We start from the raw sequence: 25885 nt of genomic DNA on the forward strand, positions 1-25885 counted from the left end.
AGTACCACGAATGATCCACGGGGCCGATCACCGACGGAGGCGGGTCGATACCCTCACTTGAACGCCTCCCGCAGGAACACCAGCGCCCCGCCCAGCATCGCGAGGTTCCCGAAGAAGGCGAGTCGCTCGCCGCTCTTGTCACCCTCGTCGGCGTTCCAGAAGTCGTGCATCGTCGCCGTCACGACCGTGAGGAAGGCGACGGCGGCGCCGGTCGCGACCCGCGGAAGCCGCCAGAGCGCGATGCCGATCCCGGCGGTGACCATCATCCCGGACGCGAACGGGGCGGCGATGTCGGGGGCGGGCACCCCCGCGGACTCGGCGTACTCGATCGTGTCCTCCATGTCGCGGAAGTCCTCGGAGGCCTGCGCGGCGAGGCCGAGCCCGAGCAGGACGCGGCCGAGCCGCGAGGGCCCATCGCGGTCGCTCCCGTCCGTCTCTGTGGCTTCGTCGTCGGTCATAGCTGGACGAACGGTAGCATCCCACATAAAGAACCGTGCAGCGGGAGCGGGCGTGAGAAAGCGAACGGTCGACGGGAGCACGGTCGGGAGCGCCCTCATACGCGGCGCCGTCGATCGCGTGCTCCGACCGATCGACGGCGAGCCGTTCGGAGACGGACTCGGTTCAACGGATTTGTGGGACCTCACGTATGTCCCATTAGTTAGGTATTTAATATCCCTATATGAGGGTGAATAGACGAATTTGTCTCGATAGTAGGGAATAGTATATATTATATATGTCATAGCGGCGCCTCTCACGAAACAGGGAGAAATCATGTCACAAGACCTCAGCAGGCGGAAGATGGTTGCGGCACTCGGGATCGGAGCGGTCGGCGCCGTCGCGGGCTGTATCGGCGCGCCGGTGAACGCCGAGACGCCGCCGGAGGACGAGACCGAGCGGATCGCCCCCGAACTTGATCCCGCACGCGACGTCGGTGTCGACCGGATCGCGGCCGACCCGACCGACGTGCCGGCGCCGGTGGACTGGGACGAGCCGCGCGAGCACGACGTCACCCTTCGCACGAAGGAGGTCGTCGCGGAGGTCGAGCCCGGAGTCACGTTCAAGTACATGACCTTCGAGGGGCAGGTCCCTGGGCCGATGATCCGCGTCCGCCGGGGCGACACCGTGAACCTCCGGTTCGAGGTGCCGAACGACGACAACAGCGACATCCACAACGTGGACTTCCACGCCGTGTACGGCCCCGGCGGCGGCGCCGTGGACACGACGCTCGTGCCCGGCGACGACGCCGCGGAACTGAGCTTCCGCGCCGAGTTCCCCGGCCTGTTCACCTACCACTGCGCGGTGCCGGCGATGGACCACCACGTCAGCTCGGGGATGTTCGGCGCGATCCTCGTCGAGCCCGAGGCGGGGCTGCCGGCGGTGGACCGCGAGGTCTACCTCGGCCAGCACGAGCTCTACACGACGGGCGACCTCGGCGAGAAGGGCCACCACGCGTTCGACCACGGCGCGATGCTCGCCGAGGACCCGACGTACGTCGTGTTCAACGGCGAACACCACGGCTTCACGAAGGGTCGGCGCGGCGCGATCGGCGCCCGAGTCGGCGAGACCGTCCGCGTGTTCTTCGTGAACGGCGGCCCGAACCAGTCCAGCTCGTGGCACCCGATCGGGAACGTCTGGTCGCGACTGTACCGCGACGGCGACCTCGTCTCCGACCCCGCCCGATACGTCGAGACGACGCCGGTCGCGCCCGGGACGGCGACCGTGGGCGAAATGGAGCTGCCGGTGCCGGGACCGATCAAGGTCGTCGACCACGCGCTCTCGCGGGCCGGACGCCGCGGCGCGCTCGCGGTCGTGAACGTCGACGGCGAACCGAACCCGGACGTGTACGAACCGGGTACCGAACAGTCGGCCTGAACGGCGGCCGACACCGCGAATTCTTTATGAAAAGGCGTTCAGACGCCGCGGCCCTGCAGCTTCTCCTCGTCGGCCATGTCCTCGTTCGACTGCCCCTTCATCCCCTTGCCGATGCCGGAGGCGATGTCGGCGAGCTCGTCGGGGTCGTCCCAGTTGTTGACCGCCTCGACGATCGCGTTCCCCATCTCGACGGGGTCCTCCGCTCCGAAGATACCGGACCCGACGAAGATGCCGTCGCAGCCGTGATACATCATCAGCGCGGCGTCGGCGGGCGTCGCGATGCCGCCGGCCGCGAAGTTGACGACCGGGAGCCGCCCGGCCTCGGCGGTCTCGTGGACCAGGTCGCGGGGCGCGCCGTGCTCGCGGGCCCACTTCTCGCGCTCCTCGTAGTTGAGTCCGGTGAGCGTCCGGATCTGGTTTTTGATCGTGCGCTGGTGCTGGACGGCCTGGTTCACGTCGCCGGTGCCGGCCTCGCCCTTCGTCCGGATCATGGCCGCGCCCTCGCGGATCCGCCGGAGCGCCTCGGGGAGGTTCCGGGCGCCGCAGACGAACGGCGACGCGAAGTCGCGCTTGTCGGTGTGGTACTCGTCGTCGGCGGGCGTGAGCACCTCCGACTCGTCGATCATGTCGACGCCGAGCGACTCCAGTATCTCCGCCTCCTTGCGGTGGCCGATCCGCGATTTCCCCATCACCGGGATCGACACCTCGTCGATGATCTCGGTGACGTTCTGCGGGTCGGGCATCCGGGCGACGCCGCCGCGCTTGCGGATGTCGGCCGGGACGGCCTCCAGCGCCATCACCGCGACCGCGCCGGCGTCCTCCGCGATCCGCGCCTGCTCGCGGGTGACGACGTCCATGATCACGCCGCCCTTCTGCATCCGCGCGAAGCCGCGCTTGACCAGGTCGGTCCCCCGCTTCAGCTCCTCCAGATCCGTGGCCTCTGCCATAGCGGAATGGTGGGTCGCCGGCCACTTAACGGGTCGCTTTGCCGGAAGTTGGGACGCCGATACTGACCCGGACGAGGCGCCCCGACGACGACCGCTTCCCCGGCCGACCGCTTCCCCGGCCGACCGCTTCCCCGGCCGACCGCTTCCCCGGCCGACCGCTTCCCCGGCCGACCGCTTCCCCGACCGACCGCAACCGCGAAGTCCCTCGAGAGAGAGGAGCGACCCGTGACAACCGGAGCCATCCTGGCCGGAGGACGCTCGACGCGCTTCGGCGACCGCGACAAGGCCGTCACGCCGCTCGCAGGCGTGCCGATGATCCGGCGCGTCGCGGACCGACTCGCCGGCGACGGCGACCCCGTCCCGCCGGGCGCCGACCGCGCCGCCGGCGGCGACCCCGTCGTCGACGAGCTCGTGATCAACTGCCGGCCCGATCAGCGAGAGGCGATCGCGGGCGCGCTCGACGGCCTCCCGATTCCCTTCCGCTGGGCGGTCGACGACGAGCCCGATCTGGGGCCGGTCGCGGGCATCCGAAACGCCTGCCGAGTCGCCCCCGACGAGTACGTCGCCGTCGTCGCCTGCGACATGCCGTTCGTCGACCCGTCGTTTCTCGACGGACTCACCGACGACGCGGCCGGGTACGAGGCCGCGCTCCCCCGGCTCAACGACCGCTGGCTCCAGACGACGCAGGCAGTGTACCACGCCGGCGCGATGGCGACCGCCTGCGAGCGCGCCCTCGCCCGCGGCGATCGGAAGGTGCTGGCGCCGATCGACGACCTCGATCGCGTCGTCGTCGGCGACGCGGAGATCCGCGAACGCACCGCGCCGCAGACGTTCACCAACGTCAACACGCAGGCGGAGCTCGCAGAGGCGGAGGCCGCGATCGAGGAGGCGCTCGCCGGGATCGACCGCGACGCTCGGTGATCGGAGCGACGGGAGTGGAGCGAAAAGCCGCGGTTACTTTTTCAACAGCTCGTACGCCTCGTTCAGCTCCTTGAACGCCGCCTCGTCGCCGTCCTCCCCGTCCGGGTGGACCCGCTTCGCCCGCTCCCGGTAGGCCGACCGGATCGCCTCGCCGTCGGCGGTCCGATCGAGCCCGAGCGTCGCGTAGGCCTCGCGTTCGGACATCCCGCTCGTCGATGGGGCACGGTCGCGGGGGTCACCGGCCCCCGTCGCGTCCCGACCGCCGCCACCGCGGGCGCTCCCCGCGGCGCCGCGGCCGAACCCGCCGTCCGTCGCGCCGGCCGAGCGGTACGCCGATCGACGGTGTTCGGCGGCTCTCGCGCGCTGTCGGGCCCGTGCGCGCTCCCCGGGGCCCGCCCGCGCGGCCTCGCGCCGGACGCGGTCGCGGAGCCGACCGCTGGCGTGGTACCAGAGGAAGTACGCGACGGCGGCGAACGGAACGGCGACCGGTAACAGGACCGGAGAGACGACGATCCCGGCGACGAGCAGGAGGGCCGTCAGTCCGATGAACGTCGCTGCCATGCCGACGACGATCGCGCGGTTCGTCACAGGCACTCTCGGGGCTCCAGCGTTGTAAGCGCTCGGGCGAGAGCCGAGCGCTCCCGTCGGATATCGGGCGACAGAGCGTTCGATCGGATGTGTGGCGTTCGGTCAGGCGAGCACGTCGTTCCCCCCGGACCCGCTCCCGGAGTGACGAGCGTACTGGACCGCGATCCCGGCGACGAACACCGCGGCGAACGCGGCGTTCGAGAGGCTCGCCTGCTCGACGAACGCCACGGGCTCGCCCGCGACGACCGCCTGCCAGACGGGGACGGTCGTCGCCACGAGTCCGGCGCCGAGGGCGACGAGCGAGAGCGTGATGATGTAGTCGTAGTGCCGCATCGCCAGGAGTCCGGCGACCGCGCCGACGAGGACCGCGACGAGGAGGAACTGCTGGAACTCGGGCTGGGAGAGCAGCGACGACTCGACCGCCGCGTCGACCGCCACCGCGTCGAGCCCCGACGCCTCGGGATCGTGGAACCGTCGCAGGAGCGACTCGCCGGCGGTCAACACCAACACGGCGAGGGTCGCGAAGACGAACGCCGCGATCGACACCGCGAACCGCGCCGCCAGCGGGATCAGAACGCGGCCGAGCACGGTGCCGACCAACACGGCCGCCCCGGCGAGGACCAACCGTTGGCCGGCGGCCGGGGTGGTCGCGATGAACTCTGGGAGCACCACCCAGCCGACGAACCCGCCGACGATCGCGCCGCCGAGCCAACTGATCCACCCGAGGACGCGGTCTTTGAGGTCGTACGCGCTGACGACCAGTACGGCGCCGACGAGGGTGTTCACCGCGAGCACCGCCAGAGATATCGGATCGGAGGTAATTGACATGCGTTGACAGAAATTACGGGTCGACTTAGTTCTCCGGATTCGGGCGAGTTCGCTTCCGGCCGACGGGCCGGTTCCCTCCGCCCGCCTCCGCACGGTTTATGCACGCGGACGACCGGATCCGTGGTATGCCGACTGCGGACCGCGAGACGGTAACCGGGCTCCCGCCGGGGATCGCCGACGCCCGCGAGGAGCTGACGCCGATGCTCTCGCAGTACGCCGACCTGTGTGCGGCCCACGAGGACGCCCTCGTGCTGTTCCAGGTCGGCGACTTCTACGAGGCGTTCTGCGAGGCGGCCGCGGCGGTCGCCCGCGTCTGTGAAGTGACGCTGACGGAGCGCTCCGACTCGACCGGCGACTACCCGATGGCGGGGATCCCCATCGACAACGCCGCGCCCTACCTCGAGTCGCTGCTCGACGCGGGCTACCGCGTCGCGATTGGCGACCAGGTCGAGGACGCCGAGCAGGCGTCCGGCCTCGTCGACCGGGCCGTCACCGAGGTTATCACCCCCGGAACCGTCGTCGAGGACGAGCTGTTGGAGGCCGGGACGACGAACTACGTGGCGGCGGTGGCGGCCGGGGGCGACGGGAGCGACGGGGGCAGCGGTGAGGGCGCCGACCGCGCCGCCGATCGGACCGTCGGCCTCGCCGCCGTCGACGTCTCCACGGGCGAGTGCCTCGTCACGTCGGGCGACCGCGACGCGGTCGCCGAGGAGCTCGACCGGATCGCGCCCGCGGAGCTGATCGCGGGCCCCGACGCGCCCGACTTCGAGCCGTCGGACGCCGAGCGCGGCTGGGCGACCCACGCGTACGACCCCGACGCCTTCGGGCGCCGGGCCGCGGTCGAGCGGCTGGAGCCGTACCTCCCCGCTCCCGACCGCCGGTTCGACGGCGACGCCGAACTGCGGGCGGCGGGCGCGGTGCTCGCGTACGCCGAGTACACGCAGGGCGACGACGGCCCGCTCTCGTACGTCACTCGGCTCCGTCGGTACGACCCGCGCGACCGGCTCCGGCTCGACGCGGCCGCCCAGCGCAGCCTCGAACTGTTCGAGAACCGCGGACTCGGCGCGAGCGACACCCTGTTCGACGCGCTCGACGAGACGAGCTGCGCGCTCGGCCGCCGGTGTCTGGAGCGCTGGCTCCGGCGCCCCCTCGTCGACGCCGACGCGATCCGGAGCCGTCACGACGCGGTCGGCGAACTGGCCGACCGCACTCTCGTTCGCGAGGGAGTCGCCGACGCGCTCGGGACCGCCTACGACTTGGAACGCCTCGTCGGGCGGATCTCCCGGGGGCGGGCCGACGCGCGCGACCTTCGCTCGCTGCACGCGACGCTCGCGGTCGTGCCGGAGCTGAAGGCGACGCTGGCTGGGACGAACGGCGCGGGAGAGCCGGAAAGCGGCGGCGACGCGGACGCCGACGCGGACGCCGACGCGGACGCCAACTTCCCCCGCACCGACCACCTCCGCGACCTCCGCGACCGCCTCGACGAGCTCACCGAGGTCCGCGAGCTGATCGACGATGCGATCGCCGCGAACCCCCCGCCGGAGATCACCGAGGGCGGCGTGATACGCGAGGGGTTCGACGGCGACCTCGACGACCTCCGCGCCACCGAGCGCGAGGGGCGCGAGTGGGTGGCAGAGCTGGAGGCGAGCGAGCGCGAGCGCACCGGGATCGACTCGCTGTCGGTCGGCCACAACCAGGTCCACGGCTACTACATCGAGGTGACCGACGCCAACCTCGACCGGGTCCCCGACGACTACCGCCGGCGACAGACGCTGAAGAACAGCGAGCGCTACTACACGCCCGAACTCAAGGAGCGCGAGGAGGAGATCGTCGGCGCCGCGGAGCGCGCCGACGCCCTGGAGTACGAGCTGTTCGTCGACGTGCGCGACCGCGTCGCGAGCGAGACGGAGCGGATCCAGGGGCTCGCGGACGCGCTCGCGGAGCTCGACGCGCTCCGCTCGCTGGCGACCGTCGCCGTCGAGGGCGACTACGTCCGCCCGGAGATCGTCGCCGACCCCGCTGCCGCTCCCGAGGCCGGCGTCGAGATCGAGGGCGGACGCCACCCGGTGGTCGAGCGCGCCGAGGAGTCGTTCGTCCCGAACGACGCGGACCTCCCGCGCGGGTCGATCGCGGTGATCACGGGCCCGAACATGAGCGGGAAGTCGACGTACATGCGGTCGGTCGCGCTCGCGGTCGTGCTCGCGCAGACCGGCTCGTTCGTCCCCGCACAGGCCGCCTCGCTGCCCGTCTTCGACCGCCTGTTCACCCGCGTCGGCGCTTCGGACGACATCGCGGGCGGCCAGTCGACGTTCATGCGCGAGATGAGCGAGCTGACCGAGATCCTCCACGACGCGGGGCCGGACTCGCTCGTCCTCCTCGACGAGGTGGGCCGCGGCACCGCCACGACCGACGGGCGCGCCATCGCCCGCGCCGCAGCCGAGTTCATCCACGACGAGCTGGGCGCGACGGCCCTGTTCGCCACCCACTACCACGACCTGACCGATCTCGCGGAGGAGCGCGAGCGCGCCTTCAACCTCCACTTCACGGCGACCCGCGAGGACGGCGACGTGACGTTCCTCCACCGGGTCGTCCCGGGCGCCTCCTCCTCGTCGTACGGGGTCGAGGTCGCCGAGCTCGCGGGGGTTCCGGCGCCCGTCGTGGAGCGATCCCGCGACCTGGTGGCCGCGGAGACGGACGACGCGGAGGCCGTCGGCGCCGAAGGGACCGACACCGAGACGAACGGCGCCGATCCCGCGGCCGACGGCGACGGGAGCGACGACGCCGACGCCTCGCTGCGGGAGTTCCTCGCCGAAGAGGAGGGGACGGAGGGAGGGAGAGAAGACGAGGGCGACGGAGCGTCCTCTCCCGACGCGCCCGACCGCGACGCCCGGACCGACCGGTCGGCCGGTTCCGAGACCGATCTGACCGCCGCCCTCGGCGACCTCGACCTCGCCCGAATGACGCCGATAGAGGCGCTGAACGCCCTCCACGACCTCCAGTCGCGAGTCGACGATGACGGGTGAGGAGCGCGCTCCCGGCGAGCCCGACGCGGGCGAGGCGTCGGCGGGGACGGCCCGCGTCCGCCGGCTCGACCCCGACACCGTCGATCGGATCGCCGCCGGCGAGGTGGTGACCCGCCCCGCTCGGGTCGTCGGCGAGCTGATCGACAACGCGCTCGACGCCGGCGCCTCGCGCGTCGAGGTCGCGGTCGACGGCGACGGCACCGACCGGGTCCGGGTGGCCGACGACGGGCGCGGAATGGGTCGCGAGGACGCCCGGCTCGCCGTCGAGCGCCACGCGACGAGCAAGCTCGCGCCCGACGGCGACCCGGTCGGCGTCGACTCGCTCGGCTTCCGGGGCGAGGCGCTGGCCGCGGTCGCCGAGGCCGCGCGGCTCGAACTCGTCACCAGCGACGGCGACGCGATCGGGACGCGAGTGGTCGTCGACGGGACGGCGTCGGGCGGGGGATCGGGCCGCGAGGGCGATCCGGGCGACTCGACCGTCACCGACGCCGGGCGCGCCCGCGGCACCACCGTCGTCGTCGAGGACCTCTTCGCGACCCGGCCCGCGCGCCGGGAGTCGCTGGCGGGGCCGGCGGCCGAGTTCGCGCGAGTCTCCGCGCTGGTCGCCGACTACGCGCTGGCGAATCCCGATGTCGCGTTCACGCTGGAGCACGACGGATCGCGGACGCTGTCGACGCCCGGCTCCGGGATCACGGAGGCGCTCCTGGGCGTGTACGACCGCGAGACCGCGAGCCGCTCGACCGAGGTCGCGGCGAGCGCCGAGGTCGCGACGGGAGGGGGCGACTCCGTCTCGACGGACATCGCCGGCGCCCTCGCGTACCCCTCGGTGACGCGTTCCTCCCGCGACCACGTCCGGGTCTCGGTGAACGGGCGTCCGGTCCGGAACGACCGGCTGGCGGCCGCGGTCAGGGCCGGATACGGTCGCCTGCTCCCCGACGGCCGCGAGCCGGTGGCGGCCGTGGACGTGTCGCTGCCGCCCGCCCGCGTGGACCCGAACGTCCACCCGGCGAAGCGGGAGGTCGGGCTGCGCGACGCCGACGCGGTCGCGAACGCGGTCGAATCGGCCGTCGCCGACGCGCTCACCGGCGCCGACCTCCGGCGGAAGGCCGAGGTCGAGACGGGGCTCGACGGGGCGCTCGACTCGGTCGGCGGCGACGAGGGGGAGCGCCCGGCGGCGTTCGCGGACGCGGATCCGATCGGGACGTTCCGCGACCTCTACCTCCTCGTCGAGACCGGCGACGAGCTGCTCGTGATCGACGGCCACGCCGCTCACGAGCGCGTGAACTACGAGCGGCTCGCTCGGGCGTTCGACGGCGAGGAAGTGCCGACCGCCCCGCTCGATCCGCCCGCGACCGCGTCGCTGTCGGCCGACGAGGCGGCTGCCGCGGAGGCGCACGCCGACGCCCTCGCCGCGCTCGGATTCGAGACGGAGCCGTTCGGCGGCGGGACCGTCAGGCTCCGGAGCGTCCCGGCGCCGTTCGGGCGGGCGGCAGACGCGGACGCGTTCCGGGACGCGCTCGCGTCCCTCTCGGACGGGGAATCGCCGCGGGATGCGCGGGAGATCCTGCTCGCGGACCTGGCGTGTCACCCGTCGCTGAAGCGCGGCGAGATCGGCGACTTGGGGCCGGCGGAGCAGCGGGCGCTGCTCGACCGGCTCGGCGAGTGCGAGCGCCCGTACGCGTGTCCGCACGGGCGGCCGACAGTGCTCTCAGTGGACGCGGCGACCTTCGCGGCGGGGTTCGGTCGGGACCGGTGAGGGGCGGACCGGTGAGGGGCGGACCGGTGAGGGGCGGACCGGTCGGCGGACGGGTCGCCGCTACGCGGGGCGGTCGCTCGCCCGCCCGTCGCCGCTCCCCTCCGAGCGCCCGTCGTCGTCGAGGCGCTCTACGCGCTCGACGGTCTCGGCCGCCTCCGTCGTCTCCGGCGGGTACGACACGGTCCGCTGCGGGTACGGGATGGAGATCCCGGCGTCCGCGAAGCGGTCCTGAATCAGCTCGACGGCGGTCGCCTTCGAGCGCCACCGCGCCTGCGGGGTGGGCGGCTCGATCCAGAACCGGAGGTCGAGGAGGATCGCGGAGTCGCCGAAGCCGGAGGGGATCACGTACGGCTTCGGGTTGTTGGCGATGGTGTCGATCTCGGTCAGGACCGCCTCGGCGATCTCGCTGGCCTCGTCGGGGTCGTCGTCGTAGCCGATCCCGACCTCCATGTGGATCCGGAGCCGGCCCTCGCGGCTCCGGTTCGTGATCGCCTGGTTGGTGACCAGGTCGTTTGGCACGACGACGTACTCGCCGTCGAAGTTCCGCATGTGGGTGTTCATGATCGTGATCTCGGTGACGAACCCCTCCTCGTTACCGATCTCCACCCAGTCGCCGATCTCGAAGGGGCGCGCGAACATCAGCACGAAGCCGGCGATCAGCGATCCGAGCGTCTGGCGGGCCGCCATCCCGAGCACGATCCCGAGGAAGCCGGCCCCGACGAGCAGGCCGCCGAGGTTCACGCCCCAGATCCCGAGGACGGTTATCCCCGCGATCACCAGCACGCCCACCTGCATGATCCGGCTGAGCAGCTGCTCCTGGTGTGCGGTGATGCGGTCGCTGTCGGCCGAGAGGTCCTCGACGTACTCCTCTAACACGTCGCTCGCGACGTAGGCGGCGCCGAGGAGCAGCAGGGAGAGGAACGCCTGCCCGCCGATCGCGAGCGCGTTCTCCGCGACGGGAAGCACCGCGACGACGACCGCGAACCGGCCCCACAGCGCCAGTATCGCGACGGCGGCGAGCGCGAACAGCGCGAGCTGGAGGACCCCGACGAGGAGCCGCAGCGCGAACGAGACCGGGACGGCCTCTCGCATCGTCTCGATCGAGTTCTCGCCGCGTCCGTCGAGGAACCGTTCCAGCCAGCGCGTCGTGACCCGCTCCGCGGCCCGGACGGCGCGCGGGAGAAGGAGCCAGCCGACGGCGAGCGTCGCGAGCAGGATCCCGGCCGTCACCGCGACGCGGGCCTCCGTGGTGGCGACGCTCCCCATCAGCGCGTCGAGTCGCGTTCCCAGTTGTGCGGTCACTGTTGGACGCTTCTCCCTCGCAGGTAAAAGTGGTCCCCTGTGGTTATCGACCGAGGGAACGGGCTAGGAAGCCGGGGCTGCCGGGTCCGGAGTCAGCGGCCGCGGCGGAGCTCCTCGATCAGCTGTTCGATGAGCGCGGACTGCCTGTCGAGCCGCTCTGACTGCTGTTCGACGGTGTGACGCAGCTCCGCCACCTCGGTCGCGAGATCCTCGCCCTCGACGCCGGCGCTTTCGAACGGCGACCCGTCGAAGGCGTCCTCCTCGGTCGGCTCGGCCGCCTGGGCGTGGTCGTCGGGGGCGGCCTGACCGGCGGGGTCGGCCGGATCGGTCTCGTCCGCCGCCTCGGTCCCCGCGATCTCCTCCGCCGTCGCCTCTCCCGCGGCGTCGCTCGCGAAGCCGGTCTCGGACCGCGCCGCCGAGTCGGCGTCGGCGACGGGGGACGGCTCCGAATTCCCGACCGGGTCGTCGGCGAGCGGATCGTCCGTCAACGGGTCGGTATCGACCGCGTGGCCGGCAATCGGTTCCTCGATGGACTCCGTGTTCGGAGCGTCCGCGGGATCGTCTACGACCGACGAGGTCGCCTCGCCGCCGCGGGTCGAACCCTCACCGGCCGTCGGATCCTCGCCGGGCGTCGACGCTCCGTCGGGCGACGCTTCGCCACCGGACGCCGGATCCGCTTCGGACGCCGGATCCGTTCCGGACGCCGGATCCGTTCCGGCACCCCCCGGTCCGGGTTCGGGCTCCGACGCGGACCCCGTTTCCGGCGTCCCCTCGGAACCCGGCTCCGCTTCCGCCTCCGCGTCGGCGACCGGCGAGGCCGACAGCGGGTCCGGTCCCTCGCCGAAGTCGGTGGTGCCGCCGGCGTCCCCCGCGGTGTCGGCCGCCGCGCCGTCGTCCTCGTCGGCGACGGTCACGCGGAACTCTTCGAGGCTGTCGACGCCGTAGTACGAGCAGACGGCGTCGACGAGCGTCTCCCGGACCGCCCGGGCGGACTCGTTGGGCGCTTTGAACCGCTCTGAGCGCCCGCCGTGGGTCAACACGACCGCGGTCGCGACGGTCCCCTCCTCGAAGTCGAGGTCGGTGATGTCGTCGTAGGCGAACTCCTCGAACTCCTCGTCCCAGACGGCGGAGCCGACGTGTTTGACGACCCGGTCGCTGGTGACGACGAGCGTGAGCTCGGAGAAGCGGAAGGTGCGGACGACGGACTCGCCGGGGTCGGTGACGCCCGTCGCGGAGAGGACGCCCGCAAGGATCGGGTGGAGCACGTCGTCGGCTCGCTTGGCCGGCACCGAGATCGTCTCGTCGCCGTCGAGGCCGTAGCCGAGGGTGAGTTTCGCCTTGCGGCGACCCGTCGAGACCGCGATGCGCTCGACGTCGTGGGAGTACTCCGCGACCGACTCGTCCGACAGCAGGCCGTCGCCGCGGTAGACGAGCGACCGCGTCGGCGTGACCGCGAGTCGGTCGGCTCCCCCGAGCGGGACCTCGGCCACGACCTCCTCGTCGCCGACGGTCCCAGCGAGCAGTTCGGGAAGGCTCATATCCCGGAGATCCGCCCCGTCGGCCATAAATCCGCGGGGTCCGCGCCGGTGATCGCCGCGGGGGACCGAACCGGGCGACCGCGCCGACTCTGTCACGGGTTCGCAACCTCCCGACGGATGGGAAGGTTAAAGGGTTTCATCGCGGTACGGAACAGTGAGGCCGGGTGGCTTAGCTGGACATAGCGCCGCACTCATAGGGTTCGGAGATTCGGTGCGGTGACGCCTTGGAAGCGTCCGCGTCCTTCCCGTGGCTCCGCCGAGCCTCGGACCTGGGACATGCGGAGATCGTGGGTTCGGAGCCCACCCCGGCCACTCAGTTCTACGCCCCGTTCTCCCGGCGAGCCTCGCGTCTCGTCGACGACCGCAGTTCCGCGTTTCCGCCCCTCCGAGCCCGGTCGAAACGCCTACCCATGAGCGACGCGACGGCGACCGTATGCAAGCGCGTGACCTGATGGAGTCCGACGTGAAGACGGTCGCCCCGGACGACGACGTGGCCGACGTGTTCAAGAAGTTCGCTCGGTACGAGTTCAGCGGGTTCCCGGTCGTCGACGAGGAGGACCGAGTGGTCGGCGTCGTCACCGAGTCGGACCTCGTCGACCTGTTCGAACCCGACGACGAGACGCTGTGGATCCCGATCGGGCTCCCGCCGTTCGTTGACACGCTCACCTATCAGGTGAAGCCGCCGTGGGGCGACCTCGATCTGGGCGTCGACATGCTCCGGAACGCCGACCGCCCGATCTCGGAGGTGATGAGCATCGACGTGGCGACGGTTTCCCCCGACACCGACGTGGACGTGGTGCTCGATCTGCTCTCCGGCGACGACCCGAACATCAACCGCGTCCCGGTCGTCGACGACGACGACCGGGTCGTCGGAATCATCGCTCGCCAGGACGTGATACGGGCGTTCCGAGACGAGCGACTGTAGCGAGCCGCGACGCGGTCGCCCGCCGCTACCCGCCGGTCCCGGTCGCCGGACTCACAGCGGAACGAGATGGAAGCCCACGGCCTCAACCGCGGGAGGACTCCGACTCGGTGCTCCGCCACGCGGCGTCCGCGTCGAGCGCTCGCGTCGCCGACCGCATCTCCGATCGGATCGCGCCGTAGAACCGCTCGCGCCCGACGGGCGTCCGCGCCCGCAACACGACCGTCTCGCTCGTCACGTCGAACACGGCGATCTCCCACTGACGGTCCCGGGCGCTCCAGTCGCCGACGAGCGACGCGTCCTCGCCCTCGACCGTCCGGGATCCGAGCTCCCAACTCAACCGAGTGAGGTGCGTCAGGTCGAACGGGACCACGTCGGGGAGCGTGACGGGTTCGCCCGGTCCGTCCGGTCCGCCTCCACACCGGTCGTCACGAGTCGCCATACCAAACCGATCCGGATCGTTCACTAAAAATGCGTCTATTTCGAGCGGGTCAGGGATCGACTCGGACCAGCCACGCCGCGGGGTCGTCGAGCTCGGCGCGCGTCGGGAGGTTCTCGGAGCGCTCCCAGACGGCTCCCGCCGCCTCGATCCCGCGGGCGTCGGCGACCTCTCGGAAGAAGGCGGCGCCCCGCTCGTACTGCCGGCGCTTCAGTCCCAGCCCGAGCAGCCGGCGCGCGAGCCGCCGGACCGGGCCGCCCCCGCCTCGGCGCTCGTCGAGCTTCCGGCGGAGGTCGGCGTACTCGCCGTCGAAGGCGCGGTCCATCAGCACCTCGGCGTACCCCTCGACCGCCGTCATCGCCGCCTGCAGCTCCGCGAACGGCTCGGTGTCGAGGGCGTCGACCGGGAGCCCGCCCGGAGTCAGTCCGCCGCCGGTGCGTCCCCCGCCGCCAGCGAGCCCCTCGATCCCGCGCTCGACCCGCGATTCGAGGTACTCGGGGAGCCACGGCGCCGCGCCGAACTCCGCCGCGTGCGTCACCTCGTGGAAGGCGATCCAGCGCCTGAACCGCGGGAAGTCGACGTCGAGCGACGCCGCGACAGCGACGATGTTCGGGTGGACGAAGTAGAGCCCGTGGTCGGCGTCGGGCTCGTCGGCCAACAGGAGCGGGTCGTACTGGCCGAGCACGTTGCGCGCTAAGAATCCGAGCGTGAACGCCATCGATCCGGTGTTGGCGATCCGCGAGAGGTCCCGCGCGAATCCCCGCGTGAGGTCGCCGGCCGGAGCGCCCACGGGCCCGCCGGCCGGCTCGACGATCCCGCCGGTCGGTTCGGCGACGCCGTCGAGCGACTCGTCGTCGGCCACGCCGGACGACCCCTCGTCGCGCCCGGTCGCGGCCGCCTCGATCGGCGCCATCACGTTCCGGAACGTGCCGACGCTGGCGTCGATCCAGTGGTGGCGGTTCTGCACCTCGATCGCGTCGGGCACGTCGAACTCGATCCCGGCAACCTCCCGGAGCCGGGAGCGCGCGTCGCGCACGTCGGTCGCGTACCCGGCCCGCTCCGCGTCGGTGAGCGCGAGCGATCCGGGGTCGGTGCTCGCCTTCGCGGCCGCCGCGGCCCGGTCCCAGTCGACGACGCCCGGTCCGCTGGCCTCGGAGACGGTCCGGAGGCTTCGGAGGATGTCCATACGAACCGGAGGAGAGCGCGCCTCAAGTCCCTTGTGTCGGCGACAGCGACCTCTCTCGCCCGGCTCCGCCGCCCGGTATCGGCGGTTTCTTGCCGACCGCCGGACAGCCACGCGTATGCGCGACTCACAGAGAGCGTTCCTCGACGACCTGCTCGCGACCGCCAGCCCCTCCGGGTTCGAGACGCCGAGCCAGCGCGTCTGGGCCGACTACGTCCGCGGTTTCGCGGACGAGGTCTCCGTCGACGCCTACGGCAACGCCGTCGCCGTCCACGAGGGCGACCCCGACGCCCCCACCATCGCCCTGACGGGCCACGCCGACGAGATCGGGTTCATCGTCCGCGACGTGCTCGACGAGGGCTTCCTCCGGATCGCCCGGATCGGCGGCTCCGACCGCACCGTCTCGAAGGGACAGCACGTCACCGTGCACGCCGACGAGCCCGTGCAGGGCGTGATCGGACAGACCGCGATCCACCTGCGCGACCCCTCGGAGGACGAGTACGAGGAGATCGCCGAGCAGTTCGTCGACATCGGCGCGACCGACGCCGAGGAGGCCCGCGAGCACGTCGAGATCGGTGACCCCGTCACGTTCTCGACCGAGGTGGAGGAGCTCGTCGGCGACCGGATCGCCGCCCGCGGGATCGACAACCGGACCGGCACGTGGGCGGCCGCGGAGGGGCTCCGCCGCGCGGCCGAGCGCGACGCCGACGCCACCGTCTACGCCGTCTCGACGGTACAGGAGGAGGTCGGGCTCCAGGGCGCTCGGATGGTCGGCGTCGACCTCGACGCGGTGGACGCGTTCGTGGCGGTCGACGTCACCCACGCCACCGACAACCCCGACGTCGACGGCGAGCACCGAGGCCCGATCGAACTCGGCGCCGGTCCCGTGATCGGTCGCGGCAGCGCGAACCACCCCGTCCTTGTCGACCTCGCGCGCGACGCCGCGGCGGACGACGACATCGACGTGCAGCTGCAGGCGGCGGGCTCCCGGACCGGTACCGACGCGGACGCGTTCTACACGGCCCGGGGCGGCGTCCCGTCGCTCAACGTCTCGATCCCGAACCGGTACATGCACACGCCGGTCGAGGTGGTCGACACCGGCGACCTCGACGCGGTCGCAGATCTCCTCGCCGCGATCGCCGACGGCGCGAGCGACGCCGCCCCGTTCGCGGTCGACGTGTGAAACCGAGCCTGGGGCCGACGCGAACGACGCGTTCCACCGGCGACATCGAGACGATCGGCCACGGTAAACCGGGACATGGCGGGGTCGAAACGGAACTGTTTTACAATATCCTGCCGTACCCGTAATTGCGTCGAACGGACGCGCTCTGGTGGTGTAGTCCGGCCAATCATATTGCCCTCTCACGGCAATGACCTGGGTTCGAATCCCAGCCGGAGCATCCTCATTCGACGCCTTCTCCCGATTTTCGCCGTCAGTAACCCACGACTGAAGTCGTGGGCTTCCTCCTCGTTCCTCTGTGACAGGTCGCTCACCCGAGACGGTAGTCGCGAACACGGTCTCGTGCGACGTACATCGAGACGATACCCACGAGACACGCGAAGACAGCCGAAACAAGCGTCCCACTGAGACCGATCGCGAGCCGGTTGACGCCGATGACCGAGGCGAGCGCGTGGCCGGCAATCCCAGAGTGAGCGATAACGGTCGGGAGCGAGACGACGAGCACGGCGACCGAGTAGACCGCGAATGCGAAGGCGCTGGGGACGATCGCTTTCGTGCTTCGAGAGACACTGACGGCCTCGAAACGCGGAAATACGACTCCGATCCCGGTCCCGATCGCTCCCGACGCGGCCGACAAGACGAGCGCTGACACGCCGAGGCTCGCAGCGACCGGCACCGAATGCGGACTCAGAATCCCGGCGATAACGGTCGCCGCGACGGTCACCGGCGCGATCAGGAGGGCTCCGGAGAGGACGTGTCCGATGACCAGCGACCGATCGGGAGCCTCCGAGAGCAGTGTAACGGGGAGCGCTGCGCCCTCCTGACCCACTACGTTGAGCGCGAACAACGACCCGGAAACCCACGTTCCACTGAGCAGAATCCACAACGGGAGCCCGGTTCCGATCTCCCCCGTTTGGACGGCCGTCACGCTCGGGCCGGCGAGGACGATCAGGGGATACAACGCGAACGACAGCGAGATCGGTGACCGGCGGGCACGTTTCCAGTCGACTGCAACGACACCGAAAACTGGCTGTGAGAGGACCTTCGAGAGCCCCTGAAACCGCGACGCTCCGTCGTCCGACCGCTCGGCTTCGTGGGTGATATGAACGCCATCGGCGTACCAGAGCCACGCTGCGAGTCGGTACAGGGACGCGATCGCTACAACGACGAACGCTCCCGTGAACCCCACCGCGCCGATCGCTCTGAGCGGTGACGCCCCGATACCGAGCCCCGACGCGGCGAGATCGCCGAACCAGTCGATCGGCGTCGGGGCGAGCACTCGATAGATCGGTTCCAACACCGACGCGAACGCGTTCGTGAAGATCAGCGCGAAGTATCCGATACCGAGCAGAAAAAGAAACAGCGTTCGGAGACGACTGAGTAGCCGTGATCGAACGCCGGCGTTTCGCACCCCCAGCGCGAGGATGAAGCCGGCCGGGATCCCGGTCGCAAGTAAGAGACACAACGTGAGCAAGAGGGCGGGGATCGTGAGCAGCGAGCCAGCACCGACGGCGAACGCAACCGTGGCGGCGCTTCCGACCGTGAGGAAGAACGCGGACCAGAGCACGAGCTCGGCCAGGACGAGGCCACCGATAACGTCCCGGTGAGAGACCGTCGTCAACAAGCCGTCGAGGTTGTCTGGGCGAAGGGCCACGGCGTACGCGCGATATCCACCGAACCCGACCACGAAGATCCACCCGTAGACGAACGCCATCCGGGCCCATTCGATGAGCGGCTCGGTCTCGCTTCCGGCGATGAACCCCCCAGCGAGGTACGCCCCGAACACTCCGCCAAGCGAGAACGGAAGCAGCATGACGCCAGCGAACGCGAGCGCCAACAGCTGCATCGTGTTCCCCTTCATCGTCCGCCAGCGACGCCGGAGTTCGGTCCGGGCGATGAGCCGCGGCCGTTTCGCTCGCCTCATCGGTCTGCAATCCGTTCGTCGTCCTCGGCTCGTCCGTCTCGTCGTGCCGTAGCGTCTCCGGCGTTCCCGGGAGCCGATTCGGAAGCTGTCGGTCCGCGTTCGGCAGTGACGGAAAGGAACACGTCCTCAAGGGTCGTCCCCTCCTCGGCTTCCATCCGCGCCGTCAGTTCCGCGGGTGAGCCCTCGGTAACGAGGTCGCCCTCGTAGAGGACGCCGACGACGTCCGCGAGTTCCTCGACGACCGAGAGGATGTGCGTCGAGAGGAACACCGTGTGGCCGTGGTCCGTCAGTTCCGCGATGACGTCGAGGACGGTCCGAGCCGCTCGCGGGTCGAGCCCGCTGGTCGGTTCGTCGAGGAAGACGACATCGGGCTCGTGTACCAGCGCCTGAATCAGCCCGATCTTCTGACGCATGCCCTTCGAGTAATCGTCGATCCGCTTGTCGGCGTCGTCGATGAGATCGAATCGGTCCAACCAGTCTTCGATCCGAGTCTCCATCTCGGTAGCGGGAAGGTCACGAAGCCGACCGAAGTACTCGAGCTGTTCGCGGCCGGTGAGTTCGTCGAAGACCGGCGGTTCCTCGGGGAGATAGCCGATCGACGTCCTGATCGAATCACGTTCCGAGACGGGGCGTCCGTCGATCCACGCCTCTCCGTCGGTGGGTCGCGTCAGCGACGTCAACATCCGCATCGTCGTCGTTTTCCCGGCCCCGTTCGGTCCGAGGAAGCCGTACACCGTGCCGTGGTCGACGGTGAGATCGAGTCCGTCGACGGCGATCTCTGTCCCGAACCGCTTCGTCAGTTCACGCGTCTCGATGGCGTTCGTGTCTCGTGTCATTGTGACGGATGGATGGTCAGGTTCGTACCGCAGTCGGTCATAGAGCGATGCCTCCGACTCCGACAGCGACGAACGCCAGCGCGATCACCGTCGGAAACACCGCCCGCCGGAGCCGTGCGAGCGCGAACCGTCTCGGGGACCGATCGGTGATGACGAGATCGCCCGCGAGGACGACCTCGTTCTGCTGGCGTTCCGTGACTCCGGCAATGAGATACTCCTCGCCTAGATCGATCCGCCGTTCGACGTAGCGCCGCGTCCCGAGTCCCGGGATGATCCGTGCCCATCTCGCAACGGGGTCGAGTTCGTCTCGCACGTCGACGAACCGTCGGATGCGCTCGGGCGGCGTTTCACTGGCACCGACGGTGATAACCGTCGAGTCCGTATCGAGCGCGAACCGTTTGGCGGACGGAGCGACGTCGAGAGTCCCGGCCGGACCGTCGAGGGTGAAGGGACGCGTCGCCACGCCGTCGTCGAGATAAGCCTGAAACCACGGGATCCCGATCCCGAACGGTTGCCGTTCGGTGACCACGAACTCGAAGCCGAGGCACCGTGATCCCGTGAACGGAGTCGTAAGGGTCTCGCCTGATTCATTCGCAATGCCGCGGCAGACGACGAATGATCCGACATCCGTCACCTCGCTTGGCTCTCGGACGGTGGTACGGAGGACACTCGGAACGACCGCGAGCGGCCGGGTCCCGTACCAACCGATCGCAAGACCGAGCGCGATGAAGCCGATTCCGACGACCGTGTACAGCATCAAGCGGAGGAGCGGGGAGTGTCGAGCTGATCGGCGGAGCAGTGACCCGGCGATGCGCCTGATCGGGACGGTCCTCCGTCCGTCCCGACGAGCGCTCGGTAGCAGATGACCGATGTCGCTACCAGTAGGGGCAGTTTCGATTGCTCACGGAGGAGGCGCGGGACTTCTCGGGGGGGATTGAGGAGGGCCACACTCTATCTGACAGCGAGACTCACATATAAAATGACGGTATGGTCCGATTCGGAATCGGCGAGAAATGTCGTCCCGCCTGTGCCACAAGCCGCTGTGATCTACCACCAGAAGGGCTAACTATTCGGTTTGACTATCTCCACTCATGCCCCTCCACGCAGTCGAAAACGTCGAGGAAGCGTTCGGCGTCACCCGGGAGTTTCTGACGCCGATCGAGGTACGCCGCTGGCTGAAGCTCGCGCTCGTCGTGTTCTTCGTCGGGAGCGGCGTGAGCTTCCCGACGGCACAGTTCAACACGTCGACGCCGCCCGGAGACGTCTCGACCGGTGAGTTCCCGTTCAGTCTCCCGGTCGACGTGGTCACGCTCGTCGTCGTGCTCGTCGCCGCCGGACTCCTCCTCGGGGGGCTGTTCGCGTTGATCGGCGCGATCATGGAGTTCGTGCTGATCGAATCGCTCCGCACCGGCGAGGTGTCGCTCCGACGGCACTGGCGGCGGCGCTGGCGGCAGGGGCTCCGCCTGTTCGGATTCCGGATCGCGATCGGGCTCCCGATGATCGCGCTGTTCGCCGGGTGGCTCGCACTGCTCATCGTTCCGATTCTGACCGGACGCGACCCCACGATCCCCGCCGCGGCGTTCATAATCGGGATCCCGGTGGTGTTTCTCATCGGCGTCCTGTACGCGTTGGTGTCGGGACTCACGACCGTATTCGTCGTGCCGCTCATGATTCAGGCAGACTCGGGGGTACTCGCGGCGTGGCGTCGCCTCTGGGGATCGATCAAGACCGCGTGGAAGCAGTATCTGGCGTACGTCGTGATCGCGTTCCTGTTGACGGTCGCGGCCGGGATCATCGCCTCGATCGTGGTCGGGATCGTCGCAATCGTGCTTCTCATCCCCGCTCTGATCATCGCCGCGATCGCGCACGTGACGGTCTCGTTGTCGTCGCCGGTCGGGATCGCCGTCCTCGTCTCACTCGCGCTCCTGTTCGGACTCTCGATGCTCGTCGTCTGGACGATCGCGCAGATCCCCGTCGTGACGTATCTTCGGTACTACGCGCTGCTCGTGCTCGGTGACATCGAGGAGACGTTCGACGTCTTATCCGTCCACCCGCCGGCGAGCGAAGAGTCTTGAGCGATTGACGCCCAATGAGGGCGTCCACCGCCCTCTGGCTTTCCCGAACGACTACTCTTCGAGAGAGCCGCGAATCGCCCGGATCTCGTCACGAATTTGCTGCCACTGCGTCAGATCTCCGGGGATACCGGATTCCCGTCGACCGTCGCCACCGAGACCATCGTCGGTCATTGCTGCTCGATCGACGAGCGCCCGGATGGCACGCGGGTCTTCGATCGCCCGGAACGAGAGGTCGTCTCCACCCGCGATTTCGAACGTCACTGAGCCGTACCCGAAGATCGATCCCGTGATGTCCTGCCCAAAGGAGCTGTTCTGGACGGTTTCGAGGTTCGCCTGTGTGACGGACCGGGTCAAAACGCCGCGTTTCACGTAGAGTGCTTCGTCCGTTATCACGTACTGCACGCCTTGGAGGGCGAAATACTTCCAGATCGGGAGCGCCACTCCGAGTGGAACGACCGCGAGGAAGAGCGGGGTTTCTCTAGCAACACTGCCCACGATCCCGGAGACGAGGAGGAAAACGCCGATCACGACTGCCGGAAGGATGGTAGTGATCCGCGGGCGGCCGGACCATTCGACCGATTCGGTGGTGTCGAGCGGGATCGCCGGGTCGATCGACTCCGTCATGGTTGGCTACCGTTCACCATCCGACTCTTCGTCGGCGGGAGAGCTCTCGGCTCTCGAGTTGCTGCTCACGGATCCAGTGTGGCTGGTGTCGCCCTCATCGGTCGATTGTTCATCCGCCGTGTTGGCGGTGGTGGGCGTCGAGGGCGATGTGGTTCCTGTCGTCTCCTGTCGTGCGTCGAGCGTTGAGCGGATCGCTCTGAGTTCGACGAGGATCTCGTCGAGTACGTCGCGCTTGGTTTCGCCCGATCCCGTCGTCGGTTCACCACGGCTGCCCTTCACACGTTTGTTGATGAGCTCCTGAACCTCGCGCGGGTCGGGGACCGACCGGAACTGCATCTCGATGCCGGAGCCGCCAGCGGTCGAGATATCGACGTTTCCGTAGCCGAATCGAGAGCCGAAGAATCCCTGGCTGTAGGAGGTGTTTTGGACCTTTCCGAAATCGATGCGCTGAACGTCACGCGAGAGGATTCCCGTCTTCTTGTACAGCCCATCGGTCGTCACAACGTACCGCGTATTCTCGCGTTGAAGATAGGTTCCGGCGATGATGAACAACCCAATGAGGACGAGTGAGAGAGGCAATCCGACGACAAGCGCTGGGATCAAGCTACTCTCGTGCGGTTTCCCGGACCAAACGATCTCTTCGTCCTCGTCGAGAGTTAGCCAGTCGGCAGTGTCAGGGTCGATAGCAGCGGTCTCGGACATACGAGGGGCTTTGCTAGATGGCCGCATTAAACTCCCGACGGACGATGGCGATCGTTGCTCGGTGAGACGTTCGAACCGTGATGAGTCCACTCCCCCGACGCCGACTCTTAACCTACTCCAGACCGAATGAGCACGTATGCTACGGCAGTTCCTCGGCGCGCTCGGCGTTTTCACGGCGCTCGTTCCGGACCGGATCGTGGACGTATTCGAGGCGATCGCGGTCGAGGGCCCCGGCGAAAACACCGTCCATTCGTGGTTCGGCCTGATGATTCGGGCGGAGGGAGTAGTTATCGCGCTCGCCGCGCTCCGTGACGGCCGCCTCTACGCGTGGCTGATGAACCTCACCGGAATCTTCGGTGCCGTCTTGTGTTTCGTCCCGCGGCTGTACGAGCAAATCGCGGGGCCGCTCGTGTATGAAGACCCGGAATCGGTGGAGTGGAACGAACACCTCACCGACGGCGTCCGCGTGATCGGCGCCGCGTACGTGCTACTCGCGCTTTTCGACCGCCGGCGTCGGAACGGGGAATGACCGACGATCTCTCCGACCGCACGGTCCTTCCCACCGGCGGAACGAGCGGATTCGGACGGGTGGCAGCGATTGACCTCGCAGAGCGAGGTGCGACCGTCGCAGTCGTCGGCCGCGACGAGTCGAAGGGAGCCGCCCTCGTGGAACGGTCCAGTGACCTTGCCGGAACGATCGCGTTCCATCAGGCCGACCTCGCCTCCCAATCGACCGTCCGATCCCTCGCAGCAACCGTGAAACGAGAATACGACCGGATCGACGTACCCGCTCACAACGCCGGACTCTCGGCCGGGTCGCGGCGCGAGAGTCCGGACGGAATCGAGATCACGTCGCGGTGAACCACTTGGCTCCCTACCTCCTAACGCACGAATTATTCGACCATCTCCGTGACGCGCCCGATCCGCGTGTCGTCGTCACCGCCTCGGACATCCATCGGCGGGCGACACTCGATCTGGACGACCTACAGCTGACGGACGGGTACGACTCACTCGACGCGTACGCCCGCTCGAAGCTGGCGAACATCGCGTTCACGGTCGAGCTTGACCACCGACCTTCGGACGACGCCGCGGTCACGGTCAACTGCGTGCATCCGGGGTTCGTTCCGTCGACGGGAACGTAGAATGAATTCGGCTGACAAACAGACCGTCATAACCAAAATAGATATTCCTGTCACTCAAACATATTGTCCACATGCAACGATCGCCGCCACCAACCGAGCCGGAGTCCGACTGGCCCCCGACCTTTCGCGCTGGCTGGTGGGCGGCAGTCGGACTGGTACTGGCGTTCGCTGGCTGGATACTCATCTCGGTAACCGTGTCTGGCTGGCTGTTCGGCGATGATCTCTCAACCATTGAAGAAGGGGTATGGACGATTCCATCCGGTATCGTCCAACTTGGTATCGCTGTGGGCATCCTTCGATACGAGCGTGTCGGCTACCGGGAACTCGGCTTGGCCCCACGGCTAGTGCGTCCGGCACTCGCTGCAACCGGCGTGGTCATTCTCGTGGCGAATGTCGCGGCTGCAGGATTGGGATTGGCCGCGGGTAACGATATCTCATTCGGATTGATGGCATTCTATCTCACACCTCCACCCGATTGGACCGTGCAGGGAGTCCTCATCAGTGCGGTCGCGCTGTATCTGTTCACCGGTCCGGTCGAGGAACTGGCGTTTCGGGGGTATCTCCAGAACAAGATCATTTCGAAAGTGACAGTCGGGTCAGCGACAGTTCAAACGACAATCGGAATACTCACCGCCGCGCTGGCGTTTGCGTTGCTGCATATCCCGGTGTACCTGATCGTCAGAGACGTGTCCACTGGGACGCTTATCGTGACTCTCGTTTTGCTGACGGCCACGGGCATCATGTACGGGGCCATCTACGCGGCCACGCGAAACCTATATCTCGTGATGTTCCTCCACGGTATCGGCAATCTCTGGCCGCTCGTCGTCGACCCCGGGACAGGCGTCTGGCCGAATTACGGCGTTCTGTTGGTGATGTACGTCTTCCTCACCTTGTTTTACCGGCAGTGGGCGACGGATTTGACACTCCCGATACTCGGCCAGAGTGCGACGAACTGACCGTTTGCGTATTCTGGGCGGGGGAGTATACGCTCTCGACCCGAGAGCATTAGTTCCACATCGAAGTGAGCTCTTCGCCGCTACCTTGACCTCGGCTGGGAAGAACCACGACATTTCGAACTCCTTCTCGACGAAACTACCTGGGGAAGCGCCGCCTCGAAGCGATCGTAGCATTCCTCCCCCGACGCCATCATCGGCCTTACATTCGTCGGCGTCTCCACCGCTCGGATAATCGTCAGGTGATGAGGACTAGGTCTCCGACGAGGCGACGGCCCGGACCCGTACCGTTCGTAGATGGAGAGTTTTGCCCTCGTGAACCCCTTCTCAAACACGTTCGACGCTCGTTCCACAGGCCCACCCTCAAGCGCGAGTCGTCAGGCGATCGGTAGGGCGGGGGAGTTCACTGACGGCGGATCGGGAACCGGTCGACAGTCGTCGCTTCGGCTCGCTGAGGCGGGGGGCGAAGCGACGACGCCACAGACGAGTCCAGTCGAACCAAGGGAGAGTCCCATCACGGGGCACGACGGATTGCCGATGCTGACGGTGGCCAGTTCACCCGTATCGACGCAACAGAGAGGGAACAGGTCGCTCTCTGAACGGACCAACAGAACGCTCACTCCGGCTCGGTGTACGCCCACCGCCACAGCAACCAGATCGGCCAGACGAGAAACGGTAGCAGGAAGATGATTTGCACGAGATCACTCGACGATCCCCACGGTCCGACGAGCCACGCGACCGCACCGACAGCGGCTGCGATTCCGGCACCGACCGCGACGGCGGCGGTTCGCCGGTCCATCGGCGGCAGGTCGGTGGATCGAATCGGGAGGTCGAACGCGGAGACGAGCGCCTCTCCGTCGGCGACCGGACCGACGAACCGCTCCGCCTCGTCGTCGCCGACGCCGACGGTCAGTTCGACGGTCCGCGCGCCGAACGCGCGGTCGGGGAGTCGGGTGGGTACCACGCTCGCGTTTCGAAGGCGGTCGACCGAAGCGGTCCACTGCGGCTCGTCGAGCCACGCGTCGTACGCGACCAGCCGATCGCCGTACCGCCGGTACTCGATCGGCGCGTACGTGAGCGCGAACCCCGCGGCGTTCACGGCGAGCGCACCGAGATACAGCGCGAGGGCG

Annotated in this window: 22 protein-coding genes, 2 tRNA genes and 2 pseudogenes; 12 read left to right on the top strand and 14 right to left on the bottom strand. The window is 68.8% G+C overall.

Annotated features, from left to right (window positions below; translation table 11 throughout):
* Positions 1 to 53: 53 nt before the first annotated feature.
* Entirely contained in the window at positions 54 to 458 is a 405-nt protein-coding gene (locus C471_RS05095; protein ID WP_004046976.1) for a DoxX family protein, read from the bottom strand.
* 313 nt (positions 459 to 771) lie between these two features.
* Between C471_RS05095 and nirK the strand changes: the two genes are divergently transcribed.
* On the top strand, positions 772 to 1872 hold the full coding sequence (gene nirK / locus C471_RS05100) for a copper-containing nitrite reductase (RefSeq protein WP_049908977.1): 1101 nt from the start codon (positions 772 to 774) through the stop codon (positions 1870 to 1872).
* 38 nt (positions 1873 to 1910) lie between these two features.
* Here the strand turns inward: nirK and pdxS are convergent, their stop codons facing one another.
* Positions 1911 to 2819: a pyridoxal 5'-phosphate synthase lyase subunit PdxS gene (gene pdxS / locus C471_RS05105; RefSeq protein ID WP_004046978.1), complete on the bottom strand. Its 909-nt coding sequence runs from the start codon at positions 2817 to 2819 to the stop codon at positions 1911 to 1913.
* Positions 2820 to 3044: 225 nt separating this feature from the next.
* On the opposite strand from pdxS, the gene mobA reads away from it, so the two are divergent.
* Positions 3045 to 3740, top strand: coding sequence for a molybdenum cofactor guanylyltransferase (gene mobA, locus C471_RS05110; RefSeq protein ID WP_004046979.1), 696 nt, complete (start codon positions 3045 to 3047; stop codon positions 3738 to 3740).
* A 33-nt stretch (positions 3741 to 3773) separates the two neighbouring features.
* Here the strand turns inward: mobA and C471_RS05115 are convergent, their stop codons facing one another.
* On the bottom strand, positions 3774 to 4328 hold the full coding sequence (locus C471_RS05115; protein ID WP_004046980.1) for a J domain-containing protein: 555 nt from the start codon (positions 4326 to 4328) through the stop codon (positions 3774 to 3776).
* Positions 4329 to 4430: 102 nt separating this feature from the next.
* Positions 4431 to 5156, bottom strand: a complete 726-nt coding sequence (locus C471_RS05120; protein ID WP_239638618.1) for a hypothetical protein — start codon at positions 5154 to 5156, stop codon at positions 4431 to 4433.
* A gap of 125 nt (positions 5157 to 5281) precedes the next feature.
* On the opposite strand from C471_RS05120, the gene mutS reads away from it, so the two are divergent.
* Together mutS and mutL are read left to right on the top strand one after the other, a co-directional pair.
* On the top strand, positions 5282 to 8179 hold the full coding sequence (gene mutS, locus C471_RS05125; RefSeq protein ID WP_004046982.1) for a DNA mismatch repair protein MutS: 2898 nt from the start codon (positions 5282 to 5284) through the stop codon (positions 8177 to 8179).
* Entirely contained in the window at positions 8169 to 9935 is a 1767-nt protein-coding gene (gene mutL / locus C471_RS05130) for a DNA mismatch repair endonuclease MutL (RefSeq protein ID WP_004046983.1), read from the top strand. The genes mutS and mutL overlap by 11 nt, the downstream gene beginning before the upstream one ends.
* 60 nt (positions 9936 to 9995) lie before the next feature.
* On the opposite strand, the gene C471_RS05135 is transcribed toward mutL, so the two are convergent.
* Together C471_RS05135 and C471_RS05140 are read right to left on the bottom strand one after the other, a co-directional pair.
* The gene (locus C471_RS05135; protein WP_004046984.1) at positions 9996 to 11201 is read right to left on the bottom strand and encodes a mechanosensitive ion channel family protein; all 1206 of its coding nucleotides are present in this window, start codon (positions 11199 to 11201) and stop codon (positions 9996 to 9998) included.
* 128 nt (positions 11202 to 11329) lie between these two features.
* Positions 11330 to 12775, bottom strand: coding sequence for a DUF7115 domain-containing protein (locus C471_RS05140; RefSeq protein WP_169332422.1), 1446 nt, complete (start codon positions 12773 to 12775; stop codon positions 11330 to 11332).
* Positions 12776 to 12933: 158 nt separating this feature from the next.
* Between C471_RS05140 and C471_RS05145 the strand changes: the two genes are divergently transcribed.
* Together C471_RS05145 and C471_RS05150 are read left to right on the top strand one after the other, a co-directional pair.
* Positions 12934 to 13087: transfer RNA gene (locus C471_RS05145), tRNA-Met, on the top strand.
* Between the two features lie 121 nt (positions 13088 to 13208).
* Positions 13209 to 13700, top strand: coding sequence for a CBS domain-containing protein (locus tag C471_RS05150; RefSeq protein WP_049908980.1), 492 nt, complete (start codon positions 13209 to 13211; stop codon positions 13698 to 13700).
* Between the two features lie 82 nt (positions 13701 to 13782).
* Here C471_RS05150 and C471_RS05155 read toward each other — a convergent pair whose 3' ends face one another.
* Together C471_RS05155 and C471_RS05160 are read right to left on the bottom strand one after the other, a co-directional pair.
* Positions 13783 to 14139, bottom strand: coding sequence for a hypothetical protein (locus tag C471_RS05155; protein ID WP_004046987.1), 357 nt, complete (start codon positions 14137 to 14139; stop codon positions 13783 to 13785).
* A gap of 49 nt (positions 14140 to 14188) precedes the next feature.
* Positions 14189 to 15322 (bottom strand): zinc-dependent metalloprotease, encoded by a 1134-nt coding sequence (locus C471_RS05160; RefSeq protein ID WP_004046988.1) that lies wholly within the window; start codon positions 15320 to 15322, stop codon positions 14189 to 14191.
* Positions 15323 to 15437: 115 nt separating this feature from the next.
* Here C471_RS05160 and C471_RS05165 point away from each other — a divergent pair, with 115 nt between their 5' ends.
* A complete protein-coding gene (locus tag C471_RS05165; RefSeq protein WP_004046989.1) occupies positions 15438 to 16502 on the top strand; it encodes a M20/M25/M40 family metallo-hydrolase in 1065 nt (354 codons plus the stop codon).
* Between the two features lie 142 nt (positions 16503 to 16644).
* Positions 16645 to 16719, top strand: a tRNA-Glu gene (locus tag C471_RS05170).
* A gap of 90 nt (positions 16720 to 16809) precedes the next feature.
* Here C471_RS05170 and C471_RS05175 read toward each other — a convergent pair.
* From C471_RS05175 to C471_RS05185, 3 genes are read right to left on the bottom strand one after another with little or no spacing between them, the layout of a single operon-like run.
* Complete coding sequence (locus tag C471_RS05175; RefSeq protein ID WP_239638619.1) at positions 16810 to 18360, bottom strand: hypothetical protein; 1551 nt, start codon at positions 18358 to 18360, stop codon at positions 16810 to 16812.
* A 59-nt stretch (positions 18361 to 18419) separates the two neighbouring features.
* A complete protein-coding gene (locus C471_RS05180) occupies positions 18420 to 19259 on the bottom strand; it encodes an ABC transporter ATP-binding protein (protein WP_004046991.1) in 840 nt (279 codons plus the stop codon).
* A 37-nt stretch (positions 19260 to 19296) separates the two neighbouring features.
* Entirely contained in the window at positions 19297 to 20016 is a 720-nt protein-coding gene (locus C471_RS05185) for a hypothetical protein (protein ID WP_004046992.1), read from the bottom strand.
* A gap of 334 nt (positions 20017 to 20350) precedes the next feature.
* On the opposite strand from C471_RS05185, the gene C471_RS05190 reads away from it, so the two are divergent.
* The gene (locus C471_RS05190; protein WP_004046993.1) at positions 20351 to 21334 is read left to right on the top strand and encodes a DUF7544 domain-containing protein; all 984 of its coding nucleotides are present in this window, start codon (positions 20351 to 20353) and stop codon (positions 21332 to 21334) included.
* Between the two features lie 51 nt (positions 21335 to 21385).
* Here the strand turns inward: C471_RS05190 and C471_RS05195 are convergent, their stop codons facing one another.
* Both C471_RS05195 and C471_RS05200 read right to left on the bottom strand, forming a co-directional pair.
* Complete coding sequence (locus tag C471_RS05195) at positions 21386 to 21958, bottom strand: PH domain-containing protein (protein WP_004046994.1); 573 nt, start codon at positions 21956 to 21958, stop codon at positions 21386 to 21388.
* A 6-nt stretch (positions 21959 to 21964) separates the two neighbouring features.
* On the bottom strand, positions 21965 to 22660 hold the full coding sequence (locus C471_RS05200; protein ID WP_004046995.1) for a PH domain-containing protein: 696 nt from the start codon (positions 22658 to 22660) through the stop codon (positions 21965 to 21967).
* 136 nt (positions 22661 to 22796) lie between these two features.
* Here C471_RS05200 and C471_RS05205 point away from each other — a divergent pair, with 136 nt between their 5' ends.
* From C471_RS05205 to C471_RS16220, 3 genes and pseudogenes are all read left to right on the top strand, one after another.
* Entirely contained in the window at positions 22797 to 23189 is a 393-nt protein-coding gene (locus C471_RS05205) for a hypothetical protein (RefSeq protein ID WP_004046996.1), read from the top strand.
* Positions 23186 to 23793 (top strand): annotated as a pseudogene (locus C471_RS05210) (SDR family NAD(P)-dependent oxidoreductase); the annotation flags it as partial. The gene C471_RS05205 and the pseudogene C471_RS05210, both read left to right, overlap by 4 nt.
* Positions 23794 to 23873: 80 nt before the next feature.
* A complete protein-coding gene (locus tag C471_RS16220; RefSeq protein WP_080505536.1) occupies positions 23874 to 24758 on the top strand; it encodes a CPBP family intramembrane glutamic endopeptidase in 885 nt (294 codons plus the stop codon).
* 613 nt (positions 24759 to 25371) lie between these two features.
* On the opposite strand, the pseudogene C471_RS05220 reads toward C471_RS16220, so the two are convergent.
* Positions 25372 to 25885, bottom strand: a pseudogene (locus C471_RS05220) (DUF6498-containing protein); the annotation flags it as partial.

Source organism: Halorubrum saccharovorum DSM 1137, assembly GCF_000337915.1.
In the GTDB taxonomy this organism is placed as follows: Archaea; Halobacteriota; Halobacteria; order Halobacteriales; family Haloferacaceae; genus Halorubrum; species Halorubrum saccharovorum.